Raw genomic sequence first — 7,569 nt, forward strand, 5'->3', positions numbered from 1 at the left:
CGCGAGAGGACTCACCCGATGAAGCTGACCGGAGTCGAGCTACGACGGATCTCCCTGCCGCTGGTCTCCCCGTTCCGCACCTCGTTCGGAACCGAGACCACCCGAGACGCCCTCCTCGTGCGCGTCGTCACCACCGAGGCGGAAGGCTGGGGCGAGTGTGTCGCGATGGCTGGCCCGCTGTATTCCTCGGAGTACGTCGACGCCGCGGCCGACGTCCTCCGCCGCTTCTTCGTCCCCACCCTCGCAGCAGTCGATCAACTCACCGCCGTCGGCGTCGCGCGGGCCCTGGAAAAGTTCCACGGCCATCGCATGGCGAAGGCAGCCCTCGAGACCGCCGTCCTCGACGCCGAGCTCCGCGCCGAAGGCCGTCCGCTCGCCCGCGAACTGGGCGCCGTCCACGACCGAGTCCCCTGCGGCGTCTCCGTCGGCATCATGCCGTCGATCGACGAACTGCTCGAGGCCGTAGGCAACTACCTGGACGAGGGCTACCTCCGTATCAAGCTGAAGATCCAACCAGGCTGGGACATCGAGCCGGTGGCCGCCGTCCGCGAACACTTCGGCGACGTCCTCCTCCAGGTCGACGCGAACACCGCGTACGCCGTCTCCGACGCCCGCCACCTGGCGCGCCTCGACCCGTACAACCTCCTCTTGATCGAGCAACCCCTCGACGAGGAGGACATCCTCGGCCACGCCGAACTGGCCCGCCACCTCAAGACCCCCATCTGCCTCGACGAGTCCATCACCTCAGCCCGAGCCGCGGCGGCAGCCATCTCCCTCGGCGCCTGCTCGATCATCAACGTCAAGCCAGGCCGAGTCGGCGGCTACCTCGAGTCCCGCCGAATCCACGACGTCTGCCAAGCCCACGGCATCCCCGTCTGGTGCGGCGGCATGCTGGAAACCGGCCTGGGCCGAGCCGCCAACATCGCCCTGGCCGCCCTCCCCGGCTTCACCCTCCCCGGCGACACCTCAGCGTCCTCCCGCTACTACCAAACCGACATCACCACCCCCTTCACCCTCGAAGCCGGCCACCTCCCCGTCCCCACCACCCCCGGCATCGGCGTAGAACCTCTGGAGCCCGAACTAGCAGCCGTAACCACCCACACCGAATGGCTAAAGCTCTAGCCCCTCCCTCCCCACAACCCAGCCCAGAACACACCCTGCCCATCCAACCCGCCGTCCGCACCACCCCTCCCCAGCAACCACCTGCCCTACCCCCACCGACCTCCCTGCACTTGCGGCTCCACCGGCTCTGCCCAGCTACCCGCCTGTCCCTGCTCCCCACCGACCTCTTCCGAGCAACCCAGCTGCGGTGATCGCCCCCTTTGCCTTTGTCTCACCGAACCAATTCAAGGGCTGAATCTGTCCGCCATGACGAACTAGTCTGGAGGTCTAGCTCCTAGGTTCGGAGAGGTGATGCCTTCCGTGACGAATCGACCTCGGGCGAGCCTCGGGCGGGTGCTGGACGACTTGGGCGCCACGCTCCTGGAGCTCGTGCACGGTGAGGCTGATCAGCCGGTCGAGATCGGTGGAGTGGTGATCAACGACCCTGTCGACGAACCGGTCCTGCCGCCCAACGCCTTGGTTCTGGGCGTCGGACTGCAAGGTGCGCCAGTGATCGCCTCGGCTCTCCGAAGCCTCGGAAGGCAGCGGGCCGCCGGGCTGGTAGTGCGATCCCCCGTACCGAACGACGCGAGCATCACCGCAGCCGTAGCCGAGTCGGGCGTAACTCTGCTTGGCCTGACGCGCGGCGCCTCCTGGGATCAGCTCGCCGTACTGCTTCGATCTCTCCTCGCTGAGGGGGACGTAGGAATCGCCGACGCGGAGACGCTAGGTGGGATGCCCTCGGGCGACCTGTTCGCGCTGGCCAACGCGACCGCCGCGCTGCTCGACGCACCCGTCACCATCGAGGACCGAAGCTCACGCGTGCTCGCCTTCTCCGGCCGGCAGGACGAGGCGGACACCGCCCGGGTTGAGACCGTGCTTGGTCGGCAAGTGCCGCAGCGCTACTCACGACTGCTCGCCGACCTCGGGGTGTTCCGGGAGCTTCACCGCGCCGATCGACCTGTCCACGTACCGCCGCTACCGATCACCGAGAACGTGTTCACCATCCCCCGCGTCGCCGTCGCGGTCCGCGCCGGCGACGAGATCCTCGGCTCCATCTGGGCCGCGGTCCGCGACCCGCTCACCGAGGAACGCACCCAGGCCCTCTGCGACGCAGCCAAACTGGTTGCCCTGCACATGCTCCGAATCCGCGCCGGCGCCGACGTCGAACGCCGCCTGCGCGCCGACCTCGTCAGCACAGCCCTCGAAGGCGGAGCAGGAGCCCGCGAAGCCCTAGACCGCCTCGGCCTGGCCAACCAGCCACTCGTAGTACTCGCCCTGGCCTCGGACCACGGCAACCCGTCGATCCGGCCGAAGCCGGATCGCGCAAACCTCCCAAACCGCAGAACCCCCTCAGACCGCAAAACCCTGCCGACTCGCGGAGCCCTGCCGACTCGCGGAGCCCTGCCGGACGCTGGAGTTCCGTCGCGATCCCTGGTGCCGTCGGGTCCCCGTCCGGAGCCGGACCACGGAATACCGTCGGACCACGGGGCTCCGTCGCACCACGCGAACCCACCGGACCATGTGAACCTGCCGACCGGCGGAGGTCAGCTGAGCGGCGGCGGTCAGTCGAGCGGCGGAAACCAGTCGGGCGGCGGAAACCCATCCAACAGCGCGACCTCACCGGACCACGGCGGAACGGCGAACCGCCCACGTCTGCCTGACCGCGGAGATCAGTCAGACAGCGGAGGTCAGTCGAGCGGCGGAAGCCCATCCAACAGTGCGAACTCACCGGACCACGGCGGAATGGCGAACCGCGCACGCCTGTCTGACCGCGGAGATCAGTCAGACCGCGGAAGTCAGCCAGACCCCGGAGGTCGGTCGAGCCGGGGGAACCTATCCACCACCGGGAGCACCCCGGACGGCGGCGTTCTACCGGACCGCCGGGATCAGTCGAACCGGGGACGTCAGCCAGGCCGCGGAGACAGGTCGGAGCGCGGAGCCCAGTCGGACCGGGAAGCCCAGTCGGAGCGCGGGAAATCGATGAGCGTGCTCTCCGTTCCTGCCGCGGACACCGTGCATCAGTTGCCCGGGGCACGGGTCGAGTCTCTTGCGGGTGAAGCGGATCTGGCGACTGAGCGGCAGCGGATCGCTGATGCGTTCGCCATGCACCTGGGCGCCGTCCATCCGCGGTCGGCCGCGGCGCTCGTCGGCGACATCGCGTACGGGCTGATTCCGATCCGCGCCGATCGGACCGATGGCGAAGAGCGGGCGGTTCGTATCGCCAAGGACTTCCTGGAACGCATCGGCGACCGCGTCATCGCGACCATCGGCGTAGGCCCGGTCGTGCAGGAAACGTCCCAGCTCCCGTACGCCCGCGCGGGTGCCGACCGGGCCCTCCGAGTTCTCCGGACGGGCCGCGCCACCCAACGTGTAGCCCGCCTCGCTGATGTCCACGTCGAGACCCTGCTGCTGGAGCTCCGCGACCTGATCGAGTCCCGCGGCGATCAGCCCACCGGTCCCATCGCACGCCTCGTCGCCTACGACCGCGACCACAACACCAACCTCGTCGAAACCCTCCGAGCCTGGCTCGACGCCTTCGGCGACGTCATCACCGCCGCGGCGGCCGTCTACGTCCACCCCAACACCTTCCGCTACCGCCTCCGCCGCCTCGCCGAAGTAGCCGACCTGGACCTCGCCGACCCCGAAGCCCGCTTCGCCGCCATGCTTCAGCTCCGAGTGATCACGCCACCTCCCCCACCGAAAGACCTCTGACCGCAGCGTCGAACAGCAACGCCTCAACGAGGTCAGATCGATCTCGGGCCGAGCCAGACGTTCGACCGCGTCGTACTGAAGTGGGAGGCGGCGTTCGCGCGGTTTCCAGGTACAAACGTCAGCAACGCGACCAACTGGACGACCGTGCACACCACCGCCAACAGCCTGCGACACTCGGGATCGTGCTGACGGCCTGCGGGATCATCGACGTCGTGTCCGGCCCGAGCGAAGCCGCAGCTCGAGCAGTTGATCCGGCGCGGTGAGCTGTTCCGGCAACCGAACGCAGACCGATCGGCCCGTCCAGTCCGTCCGTAATGAGCTTGGCCGGCAGGAACACGACGAGGATCGCGGACGTCCCCAGCGCCGTCGTCGGCCGGCGCCAGCCGGGAAGGAGCGGTGTGGGAGACCGACCCGGGACTATCCTAGCCGGCGCTAGCCGGGAAGGCCCGACTTGCCGACATCGCCGATGGCGACACCACCAGCGGCGATTGCCCGCTGCAAAAGCGCTCCCGAGTTGGTGCAGCTCGCGCTGCACGGGACGTAGGACTGCTACAGGTAGGAAGGCTGCCAGTCCGGACCGCAGCGGTACAGGCGTCGTACGAGCCCTTCGCTTCCGACCACAGAGGGCAGCGGCGCTGAAGCTCTCCAACGGTGACAGCAGTTCCGGCCGGACGAGCGCGTTCTCGACGCCCTTGAGGTCCGGCGCCGTAGCCCCAGCCTCAAGCGGCGAGGACGACCGGGGTGGCGGGGGCGCGGGAGGCGACCGACGCGTTCATGGGTCGCTGGACCGAGCTGCGTGGCGTCGCGTTCGGGCAGCCACCAGTCGCTGGTGACGCCCGCCCGGGCGGGGACAGACGACACCGGCAGCGCACCCGGCTGACGCGCCGGGCGCGGCTGCGTTCACCGGCCAGCGGTCTCCCGGGTGTCCGGCCCGCGCCGGTCCCGGGCCGGGCCCGGGCTGGGGCTGGGGCTGGGCTGGGGCTGGGCTGGGGCCGGGCTGGGGCCGGGCTGGGGCCGGGGCTGGGCTGGGCTGGGCTGGGCTGGGGCTGGGGCTGGGGCTGGGGCCGGGCTGGGGCCGGTCGCGGGCCGGCCCTGCGCCGGCGACCGGTCACAAAGCCGACCCGCCAGGATGCTGTGTTCAGCGGCTGGCGGCTAGTACTGCTGTGAGGCCCTCTTGGAGGTCCTTGACGAAGTACTCGGGGACCTCCAGGGACGGGAAGTGGCCACCGTGTTCGGGGGTTCTCCAGCGGACGATTTGCCGGTAGCGCTCCTGGGCCCAGGGGCGCGGGTACTTTTCGATGTCGCGGGGGTAGGTGGTGATCGCCGACGGGACGTCGACGCGGAGTTCGGGGTCGAGCGAGGCGTGGCTTTCGTAGTAGATGCGGGCCGCCGAGGCGCCGGTCCGCGTCAGCCAGTACGGGGTGACGTCGTCGAGGACGCGGTCTTTGGAGATCGTTTCGAACGGGCTGTCTTCGGTGTCCGACCACTCGGCGAACTTGTCGAGGATCCAAGCCAGGAGCCCGACCGGTGAGTCGACGAGAGAGTAGCCGATGGTCTGCGGGCCGGTTGCCTGCTGCCTGGCGTACGCCGCGCGGCGGTGCCAGAAGTCGTGGGTCTCCTCGGTCCACTGGCGTTCGTCAGCCGTCAGCCCGTCCGTGCTCAACCCGGGCGGCGACTCCGCGAACGTCGTGTGGATTCCGAGCACGTGTTCCGGGAACCGGCCGGCGAGGACAGTGGTGACGACACCGCCCCAGTCGCCGCCGTGGGCGAGGAACTTGTCGTAGCCGAGCTTTCCCATCAGTTCGACCCAGACGGCCGCGATCTTCTCGCACCCCCAGCCGGTGGTGGCCGGTTTGTCGCTGTAGCCGAAGCCCGGTAACGACGGGACGACGACGTGGAAGGCCGGCGTGTCCGCATCCTTCGGATCTGCCAGTTCGTCGATCACGTCGACGAACTCGGCGATACTGCCCGGCCAGCCGTGCGTCATGATCAGCGGAGTGGCATCGGCGCGCGCGGACCGGCGGTGCAGGAAGTGGATTCCCAGACCGTCGATGGTCGTGCGGAACTGACCGATCTCATCGAGGCGCTCCTCGAACGACCGCCAGTTGTACTCGGTGCGCCAGTAGTTCACGACGTCGACGAGGTCGGCGAGCGGGACGCCCTGGTCCCATCGGCGGGGGTTGGGACCGGGGCGGTAGACCGTCTCGGCCTCCGGCAGCCGCGCCGCGGCCAATCGCGCCCGCAGGTCGTCGAGGTCGGCGTCAGTTGCGTGAGCTTCAAAGGCTTGTACGTCGCTGGTCGGACGGGACATGAGACCTCCTGGCCGTATCAAATCAACTGCGAACTCTTGTGAACCATCTAAGACGGTTCTATCAAGCCCTCGACCTGTCGCGCAACCGGCTAAGGTGGTTCCATGCCTTCTGACTTCCCTGACTTCCGCCTCGGGACGGTGCTGGCGACGAGCTTCACGGGGACTCTGTCGGAGCGCCAGGGCGCCCCTGTGGAGCGCATTCCCACGCCGCGACGGCTCGTCGACTGGTTGACGGTGAGCGGCCTGGCCGTGGAGTCCTGCACCGCCGCCCAGCTCGAGCTCGCTCGGGAACTGAGGGAGGCGATCCACGCCGTCGCGACAGCCGCCGCGGTTCAGGACCCTCTGCCTGCACCTGCTGTCCAGGTCATCAATGACCACAGCGCTCAGGGCCGGGCCGCGGCTGTCCTGACACCCGACGGCCGGCGGCGATGGCAGTTGAGCTCCGCGTCCTGCGTGGAAGATGCCCTCAGCGTGATCGCCGCCGACGCGATCAGCATCGTCTCGGGCGAGCGTGACGGAAAGCTGGCCTTGTGTGCCTCGCCGACCTGCCAAGCCGCCTTCTTCGACACCAGTCAGAGCCGCACCCGGCGATGGTGTGACATGAACACCTGCGGCAACCGCCAGAAGAAGGCCCGCTTCAACGCCCACCGCCGCAAAACCCCCAGTTCGACGGACTGATCGCCACCTCGGTACATCGAAGCGGTCTCCATGCACCGGACCTCACAGGTCGGGGGTCTGCGAGGATTCGGCATGACTCTCACGAATTCCTGGCTGGCGGGGCCGGAGCCGACGCGGCGGCTCGAGTACGACGTGTTGTCGGAACGGATCCTCAATCTGCTGAGCAGCCAGAACATGTGTGTGCTGGCGACGAGCAACGAGGACGGCCCGTTGGCCACGCCGGTGCGGTACTACCACCTCGACTTCACGCTGCTGTTCACCGCGGCGGCGGGGTCGCCGAAGATGCGGAACCTGGCAGCGGATCCTCGGGTTTCGGTCGGGATCTTTGCGCCGTTGGTGGGCCAGGCGAGTAGTCGGGGTGCGCAGGTGTTCGGGAGGGCTGAGGTGTTGATGCCTGAGGACGGCGAGTTCGCTCGGTACTGGGAGGCGTATCGGTGGCAGTCGGACCATGTGGAGCGCGGGCGGTCGCTGGAGGATCCGCCGGTCGGGCCGCTGGTGGCGATCGCGGCGGAGAAAGTCGTCTACACCGAGCACTGGTTGCGGAAGACGGGGTATGCGCCGCGGCAGGTGTGGCGGGCTCGATGACGGATTGGGAGAAGGCTTTTGGACGTGCAAAAGCGGCCGGCCAGGTGGCCGACCGCATTGGGGCCGCTGAAATAGCGGGGGAAATGTTAAGGGCCACCCCGATGGGGTGGCCCTTAACAGTGTGAATGTCCGGCGACGTCCTACTCTCCCACGACCTCCCGGTCGCAGTACCATCGGCG

5 protein-coding genes are annotated in these 7,569 nt (G+C 68.7%); 4 read left to right on the forward strand and 1 reads right to left on the reverse strand.

The window, feature by feature from the left end; genetic code table 11:
* The first annotated feature begins 18 nt into the window (after positions 1–18).
* Together menC and ACLQ2O_RS35570 are read left to right on the forward strand one after the other, a co-directional pair.
* Positions 19–1,122, forward strand: a complete 1,104-nt coding sequence (gene menC / locus ACLQ2O_RS35565) for an o-succinylbenzoate synthase (RefSeq protein WP_425840962.1) — start codon at positions 19–21, stop codon at positions 1,120–1,122.
* A gap of 300 nt (positions 1,123–1,422) precedes the next feature.
* The gene (locus ACLQ2O_RS35570) at positions 1,423–3,816 is read left to right on the forward strand and encodes a helix-turn-helix domain-containing protein (protein ID WP_425840965.1); all 2,394 of its coding nucleotides are present in this window, start codon (positions 1,423–1,425) and stop codon (positions 3,814–3,816) included.
* Positions 3,817–4,954: 1,138 nt separating this feature from the next.
* Here the strand turns inward: ACLQ2O_RS35570 and ACLQ2O_RS35575 are convergent.
* Positions 4,955–6,127 (reverse strand): epoxide hydrolase family protein, encoded by a 1,173-nt coding sequence (locus ACLQ2O_RS35575; protein WP_425840968.1) that lies wholly within the window; start codon positions 6,125–6,127, stop codon positions 4,955–4,957.
* A gap of 138 nt (positions 6,128–6,265) precedes the next feature.
* On the opposite strand from ACLQ2O_RS35575, the gene ACLQ2O_RS35580 reads away from it, so the two are divergent.
* Together ACLQ2O_RS35580 and ACLQ2O_RS35585 are read left to right on the forward strand one after the other, a co-directional pair.
* A complete protein-coding gene (locus ACLQ2O_RS35580; protein WP_425840971.1) occupies positions 6,266–6,805 on the forward strand; it encodes a CGNR zinc finger domain-containing protein in 540 nt (179 codons plus the stop codon).
* 72 nt (positions 6,806–6,877) lie between these two features.
* Entirely contained in the window at positions 6,878–7,390 is a 513-nt protein-coding gene (locus ACLQ2O_RS35585) for a pyridoxamine 5'-phosphate oxidase family protein (protein ID WP_425840974.1), read from the forward strand.
* Positions 7,391–7,569: the final 179 nt, after the last annotated feature.

The organism is Kribbella sp. DT2, from assembly GCF_049844575.1.
Taxonomy (GTDB): Bacteria; Actinomycetota; Actinomycetes; order Propionibacteriales; family Kribbellaceae; genus Kribbella.

What these genes read in the sequence shown, in the direction of transcription:
- menC (WP_425840962.1), top strand. Translation starts at nt 19, where the DNA reads ATGAAGCTGACCGGAGTCGAGCTACGACGGATCTCCCTGCCGCTGGTC.
- ACLQ2O_RS35575 (WP_425840968.1), bottom strand. Translation starts at nt 6,127, where the DNA reads ATGTCCCGTCCGACCAGCGACGTACAAGCCTTTGAAGCTCACGCAACT.
- ACLQ2O_RS35585 (WP_425840974.1), top strand. Translation starts at nt 6,878, where the DNA reads ATGACTCTCACGAATTCCTGGCTGGCGGGGCCGGAGCCGACGCGGCGG.